Origin of the sequence: uncultured Helicobacter sp. (genome assembly GCF_937906905.1) — a bacterium.
Classification (GTDB): Bacteria; Campylobacterota; Campylobacteria; order Campylobacterales; family Helicobacteraceae; genus Helicobacter_B.
Genome location: NZ_CALERY010000024.1, coordinates 1 through 19,023 on the forward strand (window position 1 = coordinate 1; position 19,023 = coordinate 19,023).

The 19,023-nt window shown below is 47.3% G+C and carries 14 protein-coding genes and 1 pseudogene; 2 read left to right on the plus strand and 13 right to left on the minus strand.

The window, feature by feature from the left end:
• On the minus strand, nucleotides 1-397 hold a 397-nt coding region (locus Q0171_RS06230; RefSeq protein WP_299327894.1), incomplete at its 3' end, for a saccharopine dehydrogenase NADP-binding domain-containing protein.
• A 58-nt stretch (nucleotides 398-455) separates the two neighbouring features.
• Nucleotides 456-4,118: a DNA polymerase III subunit alpha gene (dnaE, locus tag Q0171_RS06235; RefSeq protein ID WP_299327896.1), complete on the minus strand. Its 3,663-nt coding sequence runs from the start codon at nucleotides 4,116-4,118 to the stop codon at nucleotides 456-458.
• A gap of 266 nt (nucleotides 4,119-4,384) precedes the next feature.
• Between dnaE and Q0171_RS06240 the strand changes: the two are divergent.
• Nucleotides 4,385-5,371 (plus strand): annotated as a pseudogene (locus Q0171_RS06240) (cytochrome-c peroxidase); the annotation flags it as partial.
• A 134-nt stretch (nucleotides 5,372-5,505) separates the two neighbouring features.
• Here Q0171_RS06240 and Q0171_RS06245 read toward each other — a convergent pair.
• From Q0171_RS06245 to Q0171_RS06275, 7 genes are all read right to left on the minus strand, one after another.
• Nucleotides 5,506-7,305, minus strand: coding sequence for a hydrogenase small subunit (locus Q0171_RS06245; protein WP_299327898.1), 1,800 nt, complete (start codon nucleotides 7,303-7,305; stop codon nucleotides 5,506-5,508).
• Between the two features lie 57 nt (nucleotides 7,306-7,362).
• Nucleotides 7,363-8,700: a UDP-glucose/GDP-mannose dehydrogenase family protein gene (locus tag Q0171_RS06250; protein WP_299327900.1), complete on the minus strand. Its 1,338-nt coding sequence runs from the start codon at nucleotides 8,698-8,700 to the stop codon at nucleotides 7,363-7,365.
• 104 nt (nucleotides 8,701-8,804) lie between these two features.
• On the minus strand, nucleotides 8,805-10,004 hold the full coding sequence (locus Q0171_RS06255; RefSeq protein WP_299327902.1) for a capsular biosynthesis protein: 1,200 nt from the start codon (nucleotides 10,002-10,004) through the stop codon (nucleotides 8,805-8,807).
• Between the two features lie 34 nt (nucleotides 10,005-10,038).
• Nucleotides 10,039-11,385 carry a Na+/H+ antiporter NhaC family protein gene (locus tag Q0171_RS06260; protein ID WP_299327904.1) on the minus strand — a complete coding sequence of 449 codons (1,347 nt, stop codon included), beginning with the start codon at nucleotides 11,383-11,385 and terminating at the stop codon, nucleotides 10,039-10,041.
• A gap of 11 nt (nucleotides 11,386-11,396) precedes the next feature.
• Nucleotides 11,397-12,335, minus strand: a complete 939-nt coding sequence (locus tag Q0171_RS06265; protein ID WP_299327906.1) for a carbon-nitrogen hydrolase — start codon at nucleotides 12,333-12,335, stop codon at nucleotides 11,397-11,399.
• A 35-nt stretch (nucleotides 12,336-12,370) separates the two neighbouring features.
• Nucleotides 12,371-12,577 (minus strand): hypothetical protein, encoded by a 207-nt coding sequence (locus Q0171_RS06270; protein ID WP_299327908.1) that lies wholly within the window; start codon nucleotides 12,575-12,577, stop codon nucleotides 12,371-12,373.
• Nucleotides 12,578-12,580: 3 nt separating this feature from the next.
• Nucleotides 12,581-13,357 (minus strand): ThiF family adenylyltransferase, encoded by a 777-nt coding sequence (locus Q0171_RS06275; RefSeq protein WP_299327910.1) that lies wholly within the window; start codon nucleotides 13,355-13,357, stop codon nucleotides 12,581-12,583.
• 194 nt (nucleotides 13,358-13,551) lie between these two features.
• Here Q0171_RS06275 and Q0171_RS06280 point away from each other — a divergent pair, with 194 nt between their 5' ends.
• Nucleotides 13,552-14,298 carry an outer membrane beta-barrel protein gene (locus tag Q0171_RS06280; protein WP_299327912.1) on the plus strand — a complete coding sequence of 249 codons (747 nt, stop codon included), beginning with the start codon at nucleotides 13,552-13,554 and terminating at the stop codon, nucleotides 14,296-14,298.
• Between the two features lie 80 nt (nucleotides 14,299-14,378).
• Here the strand turns inward: Q0171_RS06280 and Q0171_RS06285 are convergent, their stop codons facing one another.
• The 4 genes from Q0171_RS06285 to hisS are packed head-to-tail and all read right to left on the minus strand — an operon-like array spanning nucleotide 14,379 to nucleotide 18,912.
• Entirely contained in the window at nucleotides 14,379-15,560 is a 1,182-nt protein-coding gene (locus Q0171_RS06285; protein ID WP_299327914.1) for a lipid A deacylase LpxR family protein, read from the minus strand.
• Between the two features lie 14 nt (nucleotides 15,561-15,574).
• Entirely contained in the window at nucleotides 15,575-16,450 is an 876-nt protein-coding gene (locus tag Q0171_RS06290; RefSeq protein ID WP_299327916.1) for a uroporphyrinogen-III synthase, read from the minus strand.
• Nucleotides 16,404-17,564: a DNA ligase gene (locus tag Q0171_RS06295; protein ID WP_299327918.1), complete on the minus strand. Its 1,161-nt coding sequence runs from the start codon at nucleotides 17,562-17,564 to the stop codon at nucleotides 16,404-16,406. The genes Q0171_RS06290 and Q0171_RS06295 overlap by 47 nt, the downstream gene beginning before the upstream one ends.
• A 34-nt stretch (nucleotides 17,565-17,598) precedes the next feature.
• Nucleotides 17,599-18,912, minus strand: a complete 1,314-nt coding sequence (gene hisS / locus Q0171_RS06300; RefSeq protein ID WP_299327920.1) for a histidine--tRNA ligase — start codon at nucleotides 18,910-18,912, stop codon at nucleotides 17,599-17,601.
• Nucleotides 18,913-19,023 lie beyond the last annotated feature (111 nt).

Sequence of the window (19,023 nt, forward strand, 5' to 3'; positions counted from 1 at the left end):
CTGCTTGTTTATAACGCGTATCATACGCCCACTGCTCTTTATACTCAAAATGTGCGGAGTCTGGATGCTCATAGTTTGCCGTGTCTAAATAATGCGTTTTTGTGCGCAAACACGCTTCCATAATTGCTAGATCTTGATAAGGCAATGCGACATTTACCACAAGCTTTGGGCGATATTTTTCAATCAAAGCCACCACAGATTCTACGCTATCGGCATCGACAGAATCTATCTCAATCTCACCTAAGCCCTTTTCTCTAATAGAATCCGCTATTGCTCTGCATTTATCTAGTGTGCGAGAAGCTAAGATAATGCGAGTAAAGCTCTCCCTATTCATCGCCATTTTATGCGCTACTACGCCCCCAACTCCACCAGCTCCAATTTGTAAAACACACGCCATAATTGCTCCTTTACTTTGGTTTTGTGATTTGCTCTGTATCTTGGTTTAGCCCCAAGCTTTAGCTTTGTGTGATTAGTTTGCGTTCTTCCCACGCGTATTGACTAAGCTCATCTCGTATCGCACTACTTACTTTCAAATCACTGACAAATACATAATTTTTACCAGCTTCTTTAATGATGATATGTAGCTCTTGGTTGCCCCTGTATCGCTTAGCGCATTGCGAGACATATTCTAGGTCAAAGGGGTCGATATTTTTATCTAGCACAATCCCCAGCGCGCAGCTCGCGTCTGTGATATCTTGGGGTTTCATATCTAGTGGGATCACTTCCTCTGCACTAGAGTCCTCCTCCTTTTTGCTGTATTTTAGGCGCACTTTCTCGCCTTTGGCTTCCTCTAGGCTTAGCACATCAAGCGCTCGAAACTCCTTGCGCTCATCGCGAGAATCTACCTTGCCCTTGAGCACGACGGGCTGTTCGAGATCCATGTTTTCAAGCTTAGCAATGATACTTTCAAATATCGTGATATTCGCATTTCCAGAGAGGTCAATCGCATTTAGCACACCATAGATATTGCCCTTTTTTGAGACTTTTTTCTCTATGCTTTTGACTTTGAGCGCAAGCATGATACTCGAGCCATCTTCTAGCTCACCTAGTGCATTTAAGCGCCCTATGCCTTTAATCTTGTTGATAGTTTTGCGGTATTCATCTAGCGGGTGCCCAGAGATAAAAAGCCCCAAACATTCATATTCATAATCCAGAATGCTTTTTTGGTCAAACTCTTCTCTGTCGCTGAAATTAAAACGCACATGCTCAAATTCCTCTTTTGATCCGCTGAAAAGCGAATTTTCTATATCAAACTTCTGCTTACTGCGCCCTGCCTCGCAAATCTCATCGACATATTGGAGCATGGTGGCGCGCGTATAGCCTAGATTGTCAAGACTGCCAGATTTGATAAGTGGCTCCATGACGCGCTTAGAGATTTTGGAGAAATCTACCCGCGCGACAAAGTCTTCTAAACTCTTAAATTCGCCATCTTTTTTGCGACACTCGATGATATTTTCCATGACTTCTTCGCCCGCACCCTTAATCGCACAAAGCCCGAAGACAATCTTTTTCTCATGATTTTTCGCGCTAGAGTCTGCTTGACTAGAATCCGCTTGCTTCGCGCCAGAATCTACAACGCTGAAAAATAGCTCGGAGAGATTGACATGCGGTGACAGTGTCTCCATACCGCGCCGTTTGGCTTCCTCGACATACTCTGCGACTTTATCGATTTTGTTTGACTCGCTTGTGAGCAGAGCTGCCATAAACTCATGCTCATAGTAAGTCTTAAGATACGCCGTTTCAAAGGTGATCATCGCGTAGGCTGCGGAGTGAGATTTGTTGAATCCATAGCCTGCGAACTGCACGATTAGCTCCCATAATTCAGCTGCTTTTTGTTTGTCAAACCCATTATTTTCCGCACCAAGGGTAAATTTCTGTTTGTTGTCCGCCATGATTTGCTCATCTTTTTTCCCCATAGCGCGGCGGATAAGGTCAGCCTCCCCTAGCGAGAATCCAGCAATCACTTGCACAATTTGCATAATCTGCTCTTGATAGACGATTGTCCCATAAGTGTGTTTGAGGATTGGCTCAAGCTCTGGGAACATATAAGCAATAGGCTCTAAGCCGTGTTTGCGATTGATAAAATCATCGACCATACCAGAATCCATAGGTCCAGGACGACCAAGCGCGATGATGGCGATGATGTCTTCAAAGTTGGTGGGCTTTAGTCTGCGATTGAGCCCTTGGAACATACCAGATTCCACTTGGAAGATCCCCATTGTATCGCCACTTTGGAGGATCTCATAGACTTTTGCGTCATTGACATCAACTTGCAGGAAGTCTATTTGCTTGTCATAGCGGCTGGCAATGATTTTTAACGCATCATCAATCACCGTGAGTGTCTTTAGCCCCAAGAAGTCAAACTTGATGAGATCTACTGCCTCGAGATATTTCATGGAGTATTGCGTGATGATCGCGCCATCGGTTTTCTCGCTCACATAAAGCGGGGTTTTGTGCCAGAGCTCTCGCTCACTATCTAGCACAAGAGCTGCTGCGTGCTTGCCGGCATTGCGATTAAAGCCCTCTAGCTTTAGGGCAAACTCCCACACTTTCGCCGCTAGCGGATCGCTTGCGACTAGCTCTTGTATCTTTGGCTCTAGCTCCCATGCGCCCTCGATAAATTTGCCATCTTTTTCATAGCCTTTTAGCGTGATTCCCAGCTTTTCTGGGATCAATTTTGCAAAGCTATCGGCATCTTTTATAGGCATATCTAGCACGCGAGCGACATCGCGTATCACACCCTTTGCAAGCATTTTGCCAAAGGTGATGACTTGAGCGACATTATATTTGCCATATTTTTCAATCATATAGCTAATGATCTCACCACGCCTACGCTGGCAGAAATCCGTATCGATATCGGGCATACTCACGCGCTCTGGATTTAAGAATCGCTCAAAGAGCAAATCATAACGCATAGGATCAATATTGGTGATTTCTAGACAAAATGCCACAAGACTCCCCGCCGCACTCCCACGCCCAGGACCCACGGGTATGCCCATCTTTTTAGCTTGATTGATGAAATCCCATACAATGAGCATATAGCCTGGGAATTTCATTTTTGTGATGACTTCTATTTCATATTCAAGCCTATCGCGGTATTCTTGGTGTTTAGATTCTGGGATATTTTGCAAGCGCTGCTCTAAGCCCTGTCTAGATTTGTAGATGAAATACTCTTCATCGCTCCCAAACTCCAGCCCTTCAGCCGTGGCGTATTCTTTGGTAAATTTAAATGTTGGCGGGGTAGGGGGGTTGGTTTTTTCGTCTTTAAGGTCAAGTGAGAATCCAGCACATTTTTCCGCGATTTCTTGGGTATTGGCAAGCGCCTGGGGCACATCAGCAAAGATTCTAAGCATTTCTTCTTGGGATTTGACATAAAACTCCGTTACGCTATGGCGCATGCGATTCTGGTCATTGAGCGTTTTGCCCATGCCTATACACTGCGCGACCTCCTGGAACTCTGCGTCATCTTTTGTCGCATAATGCGCGTCATTGGTAGCGATTAGCTTGATATTGCATTCTCGAGAGAGGCGAATAATCTGCTCATCGATGGCTTCTTGCTCTGGGATTCCATGCCGCATAAGCTCGAGATAAAAGTCATCGCCAAAGATTTCTTTATACTCGAGCGCCACCTTTTTCGCCGCTTCATAGCCACCTGCACCGTATTTGACATTACGCTCGCTTAGGTTTAGGTGGAAATTTACTTCTCCTGCTAGACAGGCAGATGAGCAAATCAGCCCCTCGCTATGGCTTCGTAAGATGTCTTTATTGATACGAGGATAGTAGTAGAAGCCATGGATATAGGCTTGTGAGCTTAGATACATGAGATTTTTATAGCCTTGCTCATTTTTGGCATAGAGACAGAGATGGTGGCGGGTCTTTTTGCTTTTATCGCCAAGCTCTGGAGCATTGTGAAGATAAGCTTCGATACCGATGATTGGCGTGATGCCCTGCTTTTTCATTTTTGTATAAAAGTCTATCGCGCCAAACATATTGCCGTGATCTGTCATGGCAACACTTGTCATACCAAGACTTTTAAGCCTTTTAGCAAGCACTTCTAGCTTATTAGCACCATCAAGCATAGAATATTCTGTGTGTAAATGTAAATGCGTGTAGCCCATATTTTCTCCTTAGAATCTTTGCACTTGTGGGAGTGGATTCTAGCTTTTTTGCTATTAGCATTTGTTTAGATTTGGGGGAATATTTTTGGGTATAGATTTTTCTAAACGATAAAAAATATCAAAATAATTGCGTTATACTTGCGCCTATCACTTCGCAAAGGAGCACCATGCGTAACATGACTATACGAGCTTTCGCTATTGCTGGTATGCTAGGCGCTAGCACACTGGGCGCAGCTACTGGGGAGAAACAAGCCATCGAGCCAAAGCAGCTGCTAGAGAAAGCGCGCGGCGCAGGGCTGAAGCCTATCCCACAGGGCAAAGATCTCGCAGCCTATCAGCAAGCACAAATCAAGCAGCACAAGCTTGCTGAAGCCTATAAACCTAAACTCACACAAGCCCAAATAGAGCTAGGGAAAAAGCTTTATTTCGACCCTAGACTTTCAAAATCCAATCTCATCTCTTGCAACACCTGCCATAATCTAGGGCTAGCTGGTGCAGATATGGTGCCAACGGCGATTGGGCATAAATGGCAATCAAACCCAAGCCACTTAAATTCACCAAGTGTGTATAATTCGGTGTTTAATAGCGTGCAGTTCTGGGACGGACGCGCTGGCGATCTTGGTCATCAAGCCCAAGGTCCTATTGAGAATCCTGTCGAAATGGCTGCAACTGCCAAAGAGATTCTTAATCGTATCAACTCTATCCCTGCCTATGTCGAGGAGTTTAAGGCTGCTTATGGCAATAATGTCAAAATCGACTTCAAGCTCATTGCTGATACAATTGCATTGTTTGAGATGACGCTTGTTACGCCTAGCCGCTATGATGACTTCCTAAATGGGAATCTAAAGGCTCTTAGTAAAGGTGAGCTTGTAGGGCTTAATACCTTTATCGATAAGGGCTGCACCGCCTGCCACACAGACATTAACCTAGGCGGCTCTATGCAGGCATTTTCTGTGGTTAAGCCCTATAAATTTGCTAAAGTGGGTGGATTTAAGGGCGATGCAAATGGCATGGTCAAAGCCCCGTCTCTTCGCAATGTTATGGAGACAGCGCCGTATTTCCATAATGGTCAATATTGGGACATTAAAGATGCGATTAAAGAAATGGGCGCGATTCAGCTAGGGATTGATGTTAGTGATGATGAGGCTAAAGAGATTGAGGAGTTTTTCCAAGCGCTTACTGGCAAATATCCAGTCATCACCTATCCTATTCTCCCCGCAAGCACCGCAGCTACACCAAAGCCATCATTTTAATCACTAGAATCTAGCTTCAAATTTTCTCTACCCTGCCTCTGGGTAGGGTGGGCTTGGGCGAAGCTTCTAAGCTATGAGAAGCAATAGACACCAAGCACAAACTCTAAAAGCGCGCAAAACCAATGCGCTAGATTCTAGTATGCTATTGAAATCGCACACTCTCTTGGTAGCGCCCTAACTACCGAGCGCACAAATGCCCTAGAAGCGCACAATCTTCCTTGTAGTATGATTTGCCCCTGCACATTCCATTTGCGTAGCAGCTCGCCAAATGCCATTCCCAAATCGCTTACAATACTAAAGCTTACTCCTGCGACATCAAGCCCGCCGATATAGTAGGCAAGCAGATTGCTAAGTGCTTTGCTAGAATCTAGCTCAAGCACGCCATTATATCCGCCCGACTCGCTTTCTTCGCTCGCTCGCTCTTTCCATTTGAAGCCCAATGGGCTTACATGCGGATAGGCGAAGCTTTGCGCTTCTTTGATGAGAGAGTCTGTGGCATGAGTAGATTGCAGTGTCTCTCCTTTTAAGAGCGCATAATACCCCCCAAGCAGCGCGCAAAAATCAGCACAAGGCTCACTTGGGGTTTGATTTGTATCCATGGCTTTAAGTGCGTTATAGAGGGTTGGGAAGTTTGCTTGGTAGTTTTCGCACAGGCGCTTTGTCTGCTTGCTCTTAGATTCTAGGGCTTCTAAAATCTGTGCTGGGCGTGTCTCGCCTACATTGATACGATAGCGTTTATTGGTTTGTGTATCCACCAAGCAGATCTCGCTAGAGTCCAAATTGACAAATACGCCTTGATCAATGCCGCACTCTGCCATGTCTTTTGCTTTTGCGCATTGTGTGATCCTCAAGTCTAGCGCCGCGTCCATGGCGCTTTGCTGGGAGAATCTAGGTGTAAATCCAGCGATTGAATCATTGCTAATTGGCTTTTCGATGAGCCCAAAATTATCCCAGAAATTTGGCTCGCTACACCCAATACAGCCATGTCCTGCTTGCACGGGCCAGCTGGTTTTTGCGTTGAACTTGACTTTGGGGCAGTTATTAAAGGTATAGGGACCTTTGCAGCCGACTTTATAGAGGCAGTAGCCCTGCGCCATAGCAGGGTCATCAAAGCTCTGCACAAAATCCCCAGAGAGAAAAAAATTCCTCCGCTCACACAGATCATGCACGCTTTTGGCGTAGGCAAATAGCGGGCGTCCTAGCTCATCGAGCGGTGGAGTTTCGCCTAGTAGGTAGAAATACAACAGATTCCCGATGATATTTTTATCGCTCGGTGGGCAGCCTGGGATATGCACAATATTGGCGTCAAATACTTCCTTTAGCCCGTGCCCGTTGGTTGGGTTTGGGTGAGCGGTTTGGATTCCGCCATAGCTTGAGCAAGTCCCCACAGCAAAGACCGCTTGAGCATGATCGATGAGATGTGCTGCTTCTGTGTAGCCGCTTTTCCCGCCAAGCGTGATATACTCCTCCTGCTCGCCCATGCTCACACTGCCTTCTACGAGCAGCACATAGGGAGTGGATTCTATGGTGTGCAGGATTTCATGGGCATTGTGCCCGCTAGCAGCGAGCACGAGATCGTGATAATGCAGCTTAAATATATCAAATATCAGCACATCAAATCCCGGCTCCTCCGTGCGTAGTAAGCTCTCACTGCAGCCTGTGCATTCTTGTAAATGTAGCCAAACAAGTCGCGTATCGCCCATATACTCTAAAATTTCCACACATATATCCACAAGCTTTGTGGGGATTCCTATGAGCGAGAGATTTTTGCTAATCCACGCGCGCGAGCGCTCATCGTTTAGCGCGGTGGTTTTGGATTTGTGCGCACGCAAAGATTCTAGGCGCAGGGTAAGCTTTTCTTCAAGACTTGGTGTGCTGCTTTGAATGGCAGTTTGCGAGGCTGGGTGCTGGCTGGTATTTGTGGGGTTTTGCATGGATTTCCTTAGGAATGGACTTGGTGTGCGAGAATCTATGACACACCAGAATCTAGTTTAGATTGTTGTGTTTGACACGCCGATTTGGTAGTATGTGAAGCCTTTAGATTCTAGGCTTAGATGATGATAAATATTGCGCCCATCAAAGATTATAGGGGCTTTTAGGAGTTTTTTGATTTCATCGAAATCTGGACTGCGGAACTCGCGCCACTCTGTTACAAGCACGAGTATATCGGCATTTTTTAGCGCGTCATATTTGCTTGTAGCAAAGCTAATAGAATCTAAATTTTCCCGCAGATAAAAGCGCGCCTGCTCGGTGGCTTTGGGGTCGTAGGCTTGGATTCTCGCCCCTCGCTTTACTAGCTCGCTAATAAGCACCAGCGAGCTGGCTTCTCGCATATCATCTGTTTCTGGTTTAAACGCCAATCCCCACACGCCAATAACCTTGCCTGTGAGATTTTCCCCAAAGTATGTAGTGATTTTCTCCACAAGCAGGAATTTTTGTTTGGCATTGACTTCATCGATGGCTTGCAAAATTTTGGGCGTGTAGCCATGATCGAGCGCGGTTTTTTCCAACGCCTTTACATCTTTAGGGAAGCAGCTCCCGCCATACCCACAGCCCGGATAAATAAAGCTATATCCAATACGAGAATCCGATCCAATCCCATGGCGCACATCATTGATATTTGCGCCAACGCGCTCACAGATTTGGCTCATCTCGTTGATGAAGCTAATTTTTGTTGCCAGCATGGCATTTGCGGCGTATTTTGTCATCTCGGCGGATTCTATCCCCATGGCGATAAGGCGATCGCTTTTTAATAGGAATGGCGCATAGAGGGCTTTCATCACTTCAAGTGCTCTGCTTGAATCCGTGCCAATCACCACACGATCTGGACTCATGAAGTCTTTTATCGCCACACCTTCTTTGAGAAATTCTGGGTTGCTCACGACATCAAACTCGACTTCCACGCCCCTGGATTCTAGCTGCTCTTGCACGATTTTGCGCACTGCTTTGGCAGTGCCTACGGGGACGGTGGATTTATCTACGATCACAGCATAGCTATGTAAGTGTGCGCCGATATCTTTTGCTACTGCATGCACGAAACGCAAATCTGCGCTTCCATCATCGCCCATAGGCGTGCCAACTGCGATGAAAATCGCCTCTGCTCCATTGATGGCTTCATGTTTTGAATCCGTAAAATGCAAGGTGCCTTTAGACTGATTCTCAACAATCATCTCACTCAAACCCGGCTCATAAATAGGCACTATGCCCTTTTGTAGTTTGGCAATTTTGTCTTTATCAATGTCTAGGCAAATGACATCATTGCCCATTTGTGCGAAGCATGCTCCTGCCACTAGCCCCACATATCCACTCCCAATAATCGTAACTCGCATGCTCTCTCCTTTGGCTGTTATCTTGGCTTTTGTATGTCCCTGGTGTGCAAAACGCACGCTGTAAGCAAGCGCGCATTATAGCAAATCTTGCTATTGGATTCTAGCTAGTCAAGCAGTGCGCGCACGAGATCACGGGCTTTTTGCGCGTTTGTCTCTAGGCTTAGCTCTCTGGCGCATGTGTGCGAGGCGCGCTTATACTCCAAAATCTCTTCGCAGGAGAGCGATGTGATAGCGCGAGCAAGCTCTGGTGCGCCATACCCTTGCGCCACGCGCCCCACAGGATAGCGCGCGAAAAATGTCCGCAGAGAATCTAGCGGCGTGGAGATGACACAAAGCCTGCTTTGGATATATTCAAAAAGCTTATTTGGCATGGCATTTTTGTTGTTGAAGCTAGAGTCTTGCAGGCTTATCACGCCGATGTCAAATTCATTGCAACGAGGCACGATTTCTTCAAGGCATACGGGCGGGAGAATAGTGAGATTGGGGATAGATTCCGCTTGGCGTATAAAATGCGCAAGATAATCAGTATTGTTGCTTAGCACCATGCAGGAGAGCTCATAGCCGCTGCCTAGCAGCCGCGCTAGTTCTAGGAGATTTGTAGAGCCTCGCTCTGCGCTAATAAGCCCATGATAGATAAGTCGCAGGGGAGAAGCTGGCGTAGTGGAGCTCTCAATCGGGCTTGGTGAGAGATTATAAAATGGCGGTAATGAGTAGTAGAGTGTGCTTTTGACACCAAACTCTCTCTCATAGCGTGCAGCGATTGGCTCGCTCACGCAGAGACAGGCGTCTGCTTGGGGGAGATAGTGCGTGCATAGGTGAGAGAAAAGCTTCCCAAGTCCGCTAAGCCATGCTGGGTCTTCATACTCAAGCGGATAAAATTCGCGCAGATCTACCAAAATTTTGCAGCTATTATGATTTTCATCTTTTCTACACTTGCCACCGCTAGATTCTCGCTTATAGTCGCAGGCAAATGGCAGCAGCACGATGTCTTCGACGATGATGAGATGAAGTTTTGGCAGTGAGCGTAGGATTGTGGGGATACATTCACGCTCTTTAGTGTAGATAAGTGGGGCAAAATCGCCCTGCTCACATAGGGAGCGGATTTTTTCATTTTGCTCTTTGGTGCGGGTTTGGGCGTTGTGTGTAGGGGCAGGGAAGCTAAAGCAGCGCGCACCAGATTCTGGGCTGGTCTCTCGTGCGATGACATACAAATGAGCCATAGATTTTAGGCTCTCTATCATGCGATGTGGGCGCGGGCGTTTGGTCGTATCAAAATCCGCAAGTATGGCGATATGTGGTTTCATGGTAATTTGCTACTGCTGATTAACCCAAATGCGCTTATCCAAGGATAAGCGCGCCAATCACACCAGCAAGCAGCAATGGAATGTTGAAAGCGATAAATGTCGGCACGCAAGTATCCCAGATGTGATCGTGTTTGGAATCAGCATTGAGCCCAGAGGTCGGTCCTATGGTACTATCACTCGCTGGCGAGCCTGCATCGCCTATGGCTGCGGCAATGCCAATAAGCAGAATCGTCGCCTCTGTGCTAAAGCCCAGCTGCACACATAGTGGGCAAAAGAATGTCGCGATGATGGGGATTGTGCCAAATGATGAGCCAATGCCCATAGTGATAAACAGCCCTAGCACTATCATGAGCAACGCCCCGCCAAGCTTCCCGCCAACAAGCCCCGCACCAATTTCAATAAGCCCATCTACTGCAGCACTGCTTCGCAGCACCTCGCCAAATCCAGCTGCTAGCAGCATGACAAAGGCAATAAAGCCCATGAGCTTGATCCCACTATCCACGAGATTATCCATGCTTCTCCACGCGATTCCGCCTCCTAGCAGCATGATGACTACGCCACTAAATGCGCCAAGAGGCATGGAGTTGGTATAGAGCTGCACGAGAAATGCCACTACCGCGCCGATGATGATACTCACATCTGCCATGGTGATTTGTGCGCTTTTGATGTGCTTGGTGTGGCTCTCAATCGCGCATTCTTGGTAGATTCTAGGGCGTGCGTAGAAAACCCCTACCGCGATAAATAGCCCTAGCAGCATAGCCAGCCCACCAATCCATAGCACACCTGCAGTGTCATCAAGCGTGATAGAGAAGCCATGCTTATTCATCTCGCGGATTAAGGTTTGATGAAATAGTAATCCATAGCCAATAGGCAGTGTGATATAGGGAGCTTGCAGACCAAATGTTAGCGCGCAAGCCACTGCACGCCGATCGATTTTTAGCATATTAAACACGCCAAGCAATGGGGGAATAAGAATAGGGATAAAGGCGATATGCACGGGGATTAGATTTTGCGAGAGGGAGGCGATGGCTGCGATGGCTAGACAGATAAAGATACTAGTTTTTACCGAGCCTCCAGCTTTTGCACCTTTGCTAAAAAGCTCTGTGAGCTTGTAGATAGCGATTGCGATGATATTGCTTTTGGCAATGGCAGAAGCAAGGAAGCCTAGCAGAATGTAGCTAAGGGCGATTTCGAGATTTGAGCTCATGCCTTTGATAAAAACTTGCAAACTTTCTTGCAGCCCACTACCACTAAGCACGCCAGCAAGGAGTGCAGAAGCAAAGAGTGCGAGCAGGACATTGCAGCGCGCAAGGCAGAGTAGGCACATAGCAAGCACACTGATGAGTGCTGGGTTAGTTAGAAGAAGGAGGAGATCTTTCACATACACGCCTTTTAACGGGAGTTGTGAGGATTACCACTAGAATCTAGCAAGCTAGATTCTCTGCAATAGCGCTGCAAAATCTCACCATAGGCATCAATCCTGCGATCGCGCAGAAATGGCCAGATCCTGCGCACATCTTGTGTGCGAGAGAGATCAATCTCACAGATGAGTGTATGCTCGTTGGATTCTGCTTTGCAGAGTATCTCTCCCTGCGCGCCGCTTACAAAACTATGACCAAAAAACTCTATCCCCTCGCCTACATTACTAGAATCTGGCTCAAATCCCACGCGATTTATGGCGATAAGCGGCAGGGCATTTGCCACGCTGTGGCTTCGCTGGATAATCTGCCACGAGTCTAGTTGGCGGGATTTCTCATCGGATCTATCGCTTGGCGTGAAGCCTATGGCAGTAGGATAGATTAGTATATCTGCACCCTTTAGCGCCATGATTCTGGCAGCTTCTGGATACCACTGATCCCAGCATACCAGCACGCCAAGCCGCCCCACACTTGTATCAATAGGCGAGAATCCCAAATCCCCGGGCGTAAAGTAGAATTTCTCATAGAAACTTGGGTCATCAGGGATATGCATTTTGCGATATTTCCCAGCAATAGAGCCGTCTTTTTCAAACACGACTGCAGTATTGTGATACAAGCCCTTTGCGCGCTTTTCAAATAGCGAGCTTACTAGCACGACCTGGGCTTCTTTGGCTAGGGCGCTAAAGCGTGTGATCTCTTGCTCAAAATTCTCTGCCAAGTCAAACAACCCCACATTTTCATGCTGGCAGAAATACGCGCTCTGGTGGAGCTCCTGGAGTGCGACAAGCTCGACTTGACTCTCCTGTTTGGCGCGTAAAACCTCCTTGCGGATATAGGCAAATGTCTCATCTGCATTGCCATAGAATCTATGCTGGAGTGCGGCGATTTTTAGGGTGTTGGGGATGCTTGCCATGTTGTGCCTTCGTGTTGGTATGGAGCTATTGTGATTTATTCTTGGTATTCGGAATCTGGATTTTCATAATCATCGCTATCATATTGACTATGATCACCCCAGTCATCTTCATCATCAAACTCATCAAAACTCTCTTCATCATCTTCCCAATCCAAATCCCCATCATCATCTTCCCAGCTGCCCATGAGCAGTGGCGCATATTGGGTGGATTCTGGTTTATCTAGCACTTCCAAAGCTTGCATGATTTACTCCTTAGTTAGATTTATTGCGTGGCTAGCAAGGATATCGCGTATCACTTCGCTAGCAATTTGTAGCCCAAAGCTCGCCGTAACCGCGCTAAAGCTCCCAAGCCCTTTGCATTTGGGCGGCTCTGGGCTAAAGATTGTTTTATAATCGCCTTTGAAGCCCTGTTTTTTCAGCCCATCGCGTAGCTTTCTGGCAAATTTATCGCCATAGCTTTTCCAAATGCTAGCGACTTTTATTTCAAGTGGGTTTAGCTTTTTGGCACTGCCTGTGGAGCAGATGAAGCGCCCATAGGGCATGTGCGCGCATGCCTTAGCGAGCAGGATTTTAGCAGGTATGTCATCGATAGCATCGATAACATAGTCAAACCCGCAAAATTGCTTTGCGCTATCGCTGGACGAGCTTGCGTGAGAATCCGCGCTATTTTTTTCTGTGTCTGCTTCTGCACATTTTTGCATAGATTCTGCCATAAACCCCTCTAGCCACGCAGAATCTAGCTGTGCCTCAATCCCCACTACCCCTGGATAAAGCTGCTCTAGGACTTTGACTTTGACTTTGCCTATGGATTCTGCACCGATTTGTCGGTTTTGATTTGTGATGTCAAAGCAATCTTTATCGACGATGGTGATATTTCTGCATCCAGCGCGATAAAGCCCATCAAGCGCAAATCCCCCTACGCCTCCCACACCAAAGATGATTGCGCGCTTTGTTGCAATGTGCGAGAATCCCTCGCCAAAGAGTAGTCGCGAGCGTGTGAATCGATCTTGAATCTCGTGCATAAAAATCCTTAATGATAGTGCTAGATTACTCTTGGATCTAGGGGGTTGAACCTTGTAAAAGCGCGTATTGTAGCATGAAATCGCCATGAAAGGCATGATTTTTGGCGATTTTGGGTTTTTGGATTGTTTAAAAATTATTTACCTTTTTTTCTAAACTTATACCGCTTCAAATCTAACAATCACAAAGGACACTCATGCAAATCTTCACACAAACAAAATCTCTTGTAGTATCTGGCGCACTAGCTTTCGCACTTAGCGCAAGCCAAGCGCTTGCAGATGAGAGCAAAAGCGGAGCGTTTGTAGGCGCGGAAGTGGGTATGATCACAAATTTCGCTGCCACGCAGTCATTACCTCAAGCTGGCAATCAGGCTGAAAATATAACAAGAAAAACCACCACCTATCCATTTGGCGCAATCGGGCTAAAGGCGGGCTACACATATTATTTCAATAATGCTTTTGGGCTTCGCGCCTACGGAGCCTATAACTATGGCTTTAATGGCTCAAACTCTACAGAAACCACGATAGAGGGCGGTGGTCAGCAAGGTGGTGCTACCACCACGACAAATAAAACCAATGCCCTCACTTCGCTCCACCAGGTCAGTGCCAATATCGATGTAGTCTGGGATTTTGTGCAAATCTCTGGCACTAGCCTTGGGGTGTATGCAGGGATTGGGGCAGGGTATGCTGCACATACGGAGTCAAGCACAAGCACAGAGGGCGCAGCGACGACTACCACAGATACAAACATGGGCTCTGGCTTCGTGCTACCGGTAAATCTAGGACTAGAGCTTGGCATAGGCAAGCACCACCGCGCAGGGCTGAATTTCAAAATCCCCACACTTGCAGCAAGCTTCAAGGATAATGTCGGCGCTCAGGCGACTAATATGGAATACAAAAGTCGCAATCTTATTGTAAGCGTGAGCTATGCGTATGTGTTTTAAGGCTTGGTAGATTCTGGCGTATGCTACTAGAATCTCCTAGTTTGTGTTATTTTAGTCTGCATGTCATTAAGATCTATGGGCTAGATTTTGCTCCCTAGTGTGATCCCAGCAAAGCTTACAAAGCCATCTTGTGTGGCAAACTCTTTGCTCCTATGCACCACTGCGTAGGAGCAGAAAAACCGCCTATACTCCAGTGCCAATCCCCAGACAAACTCCCCCACAACAGGCAGCACATCGATGCTGTGTGGCGTGGCAAAATGTGGGGCAAAGGTGTTGCCCTGCAAGAAGATATTTCTCCCCACTACACGCACTCCCACTCCAGCAAATCCATAGAAACTAAAGCTACTTGAATTTGTGCTAGGCGGGGTGATGAAGCCAGAGTTTATGAGATAGGGTGCGTTATTGGCATAGAGATGATAGCCAAGCCGCAGCAGTAAGCTTGTTTGGGCATGGATTCTGGCATTGCCTAGTGCTAGGGAGAATTGCGGCATGAGATCAAGCCAGTGCGCGCTATATCTAAGCGCCTGCGGGATACTTGCACTTATGCCATAGGAGAGATTGGCGATAAATTCATTGCGTAGCTGCGTATCCCAGCCAGCAAGCCGTGCGTTATTGGTGAGATCGTGGATAAAATCTTGCGTTTGCTTGGCAAGTGCCGCCTTCCCCACAAGCCCTAAATCAATCCCCAAACTCTCAAACACATACGCACTACGATTAAACGCAAAAAATCTCGCATACAGCGCACCACCATAGGGGTGATCATGGGCTTTTGGGATAGGAGAGAATCTATCTTTTGGCGCATACATTTCTTGTGTGATAGCCATGCCAAATGCGCTAAAAAGCGCAGGTGAAGAGCAGAGTGTGGGGGCTTGGCTAGAATCTGGTGCGTCTGTTTTGCCACGAGCATTTGTGGGGGTATTGGTGCTTTGCTGGGCGCTAGTTTTGCGCGATTTGGCAAGCGCGATAAGCCCTTGGGCGGAAAATACGCGCAAGAATCTAGCGGTGCGGCTTGTGGATTCTGGTGTATTTGATGTGCTTGGCGCACAGGCGCTAGGGGATACAAACTCCTTAGAGACAAACCCTAAGCTCACCCCAGCAGTGTAGTATTTATCCACGCGACTATTGAAATTTGCATCATTTTCATAATCTAGCCAAAGCAGCGCACGCGTGCGAGACTCTGCATATAAAATCTCTCCTCCTAATGCGATGATTAAGCATGCGCAAATCCCATGTCCCAAAGCCCTTGCAAAATCCTGCTTCACTTGCAGCTCCTTATCTATCTCTTGGTTGTATTGCGTAGTGATTTGGCTAGTGCTACGCAGGATTCTAGTGTCTGCTTGGGGCTGATATAGCTTCTAGCGCGGGAGTCTTGACTAAATGCGGCAAATGTGCTCTCCCCAATCGCAATCGCAGTGTAGCTGCTATCCCAGCCAAAATTTTCTATGAATGCGCGATAGTTGCTAGGCGCGGTAAAAATCACAATCGAGTCGCGCGGTGGTTTAGCGGATTTGGGCAGGTGCAGGGGAGTGTTGGTGTAGGCGATGATTTGTATAAGGGGGATTTGCGCTTGGGATAGCATGCTATCAAGCCCAGAGATAATATGCTTTGCGCGCAAATAAAGTGCGCGCCGCCCTTGCAGCCTAGTGATAAGCTCCTGACAGAAGCTTGCTCCATGTCCGCTAGGGCTTACAAACTCTACACCAATCCCTGCTTGTTCAAGGGCATTTGCCGTGCCAGAGCCTATGGCAAACGCCCTTTTCTCCCATAGTGCTTTAAGCTCATTATGGGAGTTCATGGATTGCTCTAGGGCATAGACTGCGTGTTTTGAAGTCATAATCATTACATCAATAGCATTATCAATAGCCGCCCCAAGCGCACTTTGCGCAGAATCTGCTTGGCGGGGTGGCAGAGCCTGTGGGCTTGGCGAAGAGTCGCTTGGCATGCTGGATTTGGATTCTCGCACGCTACCAGAATCTAGCAAGGCATTATGCAGGGCTGGGAGTAGTGGGAGATAGGTGATCTCACTCACACGCAGGGTAGGGATATCGCCAAAAGGTGTGGAATTTACTAGCACGATTTCTTGCATGCGCTTCCCTCTGTCAAGCTTATGGTGTGTAGATTCTGTGAAAAATCGCAAAGCGCGGAACCCCATTTCTTGTAAAGCCATAGTGTTTGTAGGTAATGATTGTGCCAAGTGGCGGGGGATTTTGCCGCTGCTCATCGCTAAAGCCACTGCCGATTTTAAAATGCAGGACTTTCTTCACGCTTTTTGGTGCTGTGGTGCTTTTGTTGGCTTTGTCTTGCTGGGATTGTGCAGGCGCAAACTCTTGCTCGCAGGTGATTGAGCCTAGCATACCGCGGTATTTTCCTTTGCCGGGGTTATGCGCGATGATTTTGCATTCAGCATCATCGTAGCGCTTGAGCTTTAGGGCATTGCTTGTGCGACCTCTCTCGTAGGGCGCAGCGTCTTTGCGTAGGACCAAGCCTTCAGCACCTTGTTTGGTGAGTGCATCAAGCAGGGCGAAAAGCTCTTTTTGGCTGTTGATTGGTGTTTGCTTGATGATAAGGATAGGCGTGTTGGGGTGTTGCTTAAGGTAGGATTCTAGCACGCTTAGGCGCTGGGTGAGTGTGCGAAAGTGTTTGGGCTGGCTAGATTCTGTGCTTACCCCTAATTGTCCCCCGGAATCTGGCACATCAAAAACATAGTAGCGCACCTTGCCCCAAGCGCTTTGTTGCCATGGTGCTAGATTGTTGGTTTTGCTTTGGGTGTGGGTTGAATCACAAGCGCAATCCTTGCATAATGTGCTTGTGATACTCGCGACTTCCTCGAAGCTTCCGCGCTCAATCCATAGCTCCCCATCTAGCGCAAATGGCGGAAAATCCTTAATGAAGCATGCAGGCGGAGTGAGAATCTTACCACCACGCGTTTTTAGTGTTTTGCCATTCCAGATTCCACGCACGCCATCGAGCTTCTCGCTTACGAGAAATCCCTGCAAATCAGGGGGTGGGGACTTGTGGTAGTCAGTAAGGAGGAGAATAGTATCGCTGGCATGCAAGTGGCAGACTATAAAGAGTATGCCTAGAATCCAGCGCAAAACATTATCCTTGCACAAAGCCTGCTTGTGGCAGGATTTGTGCGCTAGAGGCGGGGATTGTCTTGTGCTAAGTCGCTGGATTCTGGGATTTTTGATGAAAAATGGCTGCTTGTCAAAGGTAAGCGTGGAGATAAACCTAAGACACCTATCACATAAGTGAGTCAAAGACATTAGCGATTTTTCGCAAAAAGCTAAATTCCTGGCTCTAATCACGCATAATCTCTAAAGCTCTTAGGAAGCTTAAACTCTCTAGCTGCATGCCTGTGGTCATGTTTTTTAGCGTGAATGTATGGCTATTAAACTCACTCTCCCCGATGATGAGGCAGTATTCATGACCCTTGTTGTTGGCATAGGAGAGTTGCTTTTTAAGCTTTTGGGCTTCAGGATAGACTTCTGTGTAGATTCCGCTGCGGCGGAGCGATTCTGCGACTTTATGTGCAAAGCCGAAGTAGCCTTTGTCCATGCAGGCAATCAGCACCCGCGCGCTTGTGCTAGCTCCAAGTGTGAGTCCTAGCTCTTCAAGTGCTGCTAGCAGTCTATCAAGCCCGATACTCGCGCCCACACCACTTAGAGGCTCTTTGGAAAATGATTTTGTGAGATTATCGTAGCGCCCACCAGAGCAGACGCTACCGATGTTTTTGAGCCGATCAAGTGTGGTTTCATACACAATCCCTGTATAGTAGCCAAGCCCGCGCGCGATAGCTAAATCGATACGCACCTTACTAGAATCCATTTCCAAATGCTTGAGAATCTCAAACATCGCTTCAAGCTCTTCTAAACCTTTTTTCAGCTGGGCATTCCAGTCTTTCATATACGCCACAGAGTCCAAAAACTCCTCGATACTCACCACTTGACGCATGGTGATGATATGGAGCACTTCATCGATTTTTTCTGCTGGCATGAGTGAGGCTAGCTCCTGTGCCACACCTTCTGTGCCGATTTTATCAAGCTTATCGATAGCGCGCAAGAAGCTCTCCACCTCTGTAATCCCAAAATGCTCGCAAATCCCATTTAAGATACTTCGGTGATTGACCCAGATGGTGAATTCGTGGATTTCAAGCGCTGCAAGCGAAGCATAGATGACTTGGATAATCTCCGCATCACATGCGATAGAATCACTCCCAATAAAATCAAAATCACACTGAGTAAATTCCCGATACCGCCCACGCTGCGCCCTCTCTCCGCGGAATACATTCCCAATCGCAAAGCGTTTAAATGGCAGATCAAGCTCGTTGCGATATTGGGAGATGAAGCGTGCAAGTGGGACGGTCTGGTCAAATCGCAGCACCACATCGCGCCCTCCATGATCTTTGAAGCGATAAAGCTCTTTTTGGATTTCATCGCTGCCGTGCTTGATGAGGATATCGGCGTATTCTAGGTGAGGGGTCTCAATGGGCGCGAAGCCAAAGCTCTCAAATACGCCTGAAAGGCGTTGCAGGAGCTTTTCTTTAGCCATGGCTTCTCTAGGGAGTCTATCGCGAAATCCACTTAGTGTGCGCGGGGTGATGAGGTCTGCCATTTCTCTCTCCAGAATCTAAAATGGCGCGATATTACAACAAAGTTGCTAAAATTATCATTTAAGCCTTGCGTCATAGATTCTGCTACATTGCCTTATATCCCAAGTCTAGGA